Origin of the sequence: Spiroplasma sp. Moj (assembly GCF_016082285.1) — a bacterium.
GTDB classification, from domain to species: domain Bacteria; phylum Bacillota_I; class Bacilli_A; order Mycoplasmatales; family Mycoplasmataceae; genus Spiroplasma; species Spiroplasma phoeniceum.
This window is the reverse complement of the sequence record NZ_MQTY02000138.1, coordinates 1-2,122: the sequence shown is the minus strand read 5'-3', so window position 1 is coordinate 2,122 and position 2,122 is coordinate 1. Positions and strand designations below refer to the sequence as shown.

At 29.5% G+C, this 2,122-nt stretch carries 1 protein-coding gene; it reads right to left on the bottom strand.

The window, feature by feature from the left end:
* Nucleotides 1-133: 133 nt before the first annotated feature.
* Entirely contained in the window at nucleotides 134-1,936 is a 1,803-nt protein-coding gene (gene lepA, locus BST80_RS05085) for a translation elongation factor 4 (RefSeq protein WP_415746254.1), read from the bottom strand.
* Nucleotides 1,937-2,122: the final 186 nt, after the last annotated feature.

Below are 2,122 nucleotides of genomic sequence, written 5' to 3'. Positions count from 1 at the left end.
TAGATTCCTATAATTTCTATTTTAAATATATTTTATAGGAATTTTAAAATAACTAGGTTATGCAAGAAGTCTAATTAATACCTTTAAATAATTATATCACTTTTTATTAATAAAAAATTGCTAACAATAGCAATTAATCATCTAACTTTAAAACAGCCATAAAAGCTTCTTGGGGGACTTCAACTGAGCCAATTGCTTTCATTCGTTTTTTTCCTTCTTTTTGTTTTTCCAATAATTTCTTTTTCCGAGTAATATCACCACCATAACATTTTGCTAAGACATTTTTACGCATTGCTTTAATATCTTCTCGTGCAATAACTTTATGATTAATGGCTGCCTGAATTGGAACTTCAAAATTTTGCCGAGGGATAATTTCTTTTAATTTTGCACATAAGGCTTTACCACGCCCATAAGCAAAATCACGATGAACAATAATTGATAAAGCATCAATAATTTCATTGTTTAATAAAATATCCATTTTAACTAATTTATTAGGACGATAACCAATAAAATCATAATCTAACGAAGCATAACCTTTACTAATTGATTTTAACCGATCAAAAAAATCAAACACAATTTCATTTAATGGCATTTCATAAGTTAAAATTCGCCGTATATCATCAATATATTCTAAATTAGCATATGTTCCACGTTTATTTTGACATAATTCCATTAATGAACCAATATATTGCTCAGGAGTCATAATCGTTGCTTTGACAAATGGTTCTTCAATGCGATCAATTTTTTGCACAACTGGTAATTCATTTGGATTATCAATACTAATCATTTCCTTATTTGTTAAATAAACATGATAAATTACCGATGGAGCAGTTGCAATTAATTCTAAATTATATTCTCGTTCTAACCGTTCTTGAATAACATCCATATGTAATAATCCTAAAAAGCCACAACGAAAACCAAAACCTAATGCTTGTGATTTTTCTGGTTCATAAACAAGGGAAGCATCGGATAACTGAATTTTTTCTAAATCTTCTTTTAAATTTTTATATTTAGAGGAATCAATTGGATATAATCCACAAAATACCATTGGGTTCATTTTTTTATATCCTGGTAATGGCTGTTGAGCTGGATTAGCAACGGTTGTAATCGTATCACCAGCCCGAACATCACAGACCATTTTAATACTTGCTGCTAATCAACCCACTTCACCAGCAACTAATTTGTTTTTTTTAACTTCTTTTGGTGTTTTAACTCCTAATTCAGTAACTTCATAAACAGCACCAGTATTCATTAATTTTATTTTTTCACCAACGCGAACAATTCCTTGTTTAACTCGAATTGAGATCATTACACCACGGTATTTATCATAATATGAGTCAAAAATTAATGCTTGCAATGGATTATTATCATCGCCTTCTAACGGCGCAGGGATATCTTTAACAATTGCTTCTAAGACCTGTTCAATATTTAACCCTGTCTTAGCACTAATTAATGGTGCATTTGTTGTTGGAATTCCAATTAAATTTTCAATTTCTTCTTTGACACGGTCTGGATCAGCAGATGGTAAATCAATTTTATTAATAACAGGAATAATTGCTAAATTATTATCAATTGCTAAATAAACATTTGCTAATGTTTGGGCTTCAATTCCTTGTGCTGCATCAACAACTAAAATTGCTCCTTCACAAGCTGCTAAACTGCGTGAAACTTCATAGGTAAAATCAACATGCCCTGGTGTATCAATTAAATGAAAAATATACTCTTGTTGATCTTGAGCACGATATTTTAACTGAACAGAATTTAATTTAATTGTTATTCCTCGTTCACGTTCTAAATCCATTGAATCCAATAATTGTTCTTGCATTTCTCGTTTTTCAACTGTCCCTGTTAATTCTAAAATCCGGTCTGCTAAGGTTGACTTCCCATGGTCAATATGAGCAATAATTGAAAAATTACGAATTAATTTTTTATTCATTTAAAATTAAAACCCTTTCTATAAACAGTTACATCTCTGATATTATTATACATAATTTTAGCAAAATAACCTGAAATAGCAGGTTTTAATAATAAATAATTATAGTTGTGAGGTACCATATACATTTTAGACCAGTTAGTCTTTTAAAAATTTTAACACAGCTTCAGTTGGTGTTAAAAAATTTAT